This is a genomic window from Vogesella mureinivorans, assembly GCF_007644035.1.
In the GTDB taxonomy this organism is placed as follows: domain Bacteria; phylum Pseudomonadota; class Gammaproteobacteria; order Burkholderiales; family Chromobacteriaceae; genus Vogesella; species Vogesella mureinivorans.
Window position 1 is genome coordinate 1 of record NZ_VMTV02000629.1, and the last position, 289, is coordinate 289.

The following is a 289-nucleotide window of genomic DNA, read 5'->3' on the forward strand; positions in this document are numbered from 1 at the left end:
CGGGCGCCTTCGAGGCGATATGACGGATCGCGACCCGTCCTCGGCAGGGTGCTGCTGCTCTGCGCGACCATCAGCCTGGCCGTCACGTCCGTGCAGGCGGAAGAGCCGGAGTCGGCCACGCGCGACTGGCGCGACGAGATCCTCTACTTCGCCCTGATCGATCGCTTTGACGATGGCGAGCCGGACAACAACGATCAGGGGGCGAACGAATACGATCCGGCCGACTCACGCCGCTACAGCGGTGGCGATCTGGTGGGACTCACGCGTCGTCTCGACTACATCCGCGGCC

General features: G+C 66.8%; 1 protein-coding gene. It reads left to right on the top strand.

Annotated elements, in window-relative coordinates; genetic code table 11:
- Nucleotides 1–48 precede the first annotated feature (48 nt).
- Nucleotides 49–289 (top strand): hypothetical protein (locus FLQ44_RS16990; protein ID WP_147695363.1); only part of this gene is annotated, 241 nt, incomplete at its 3' end.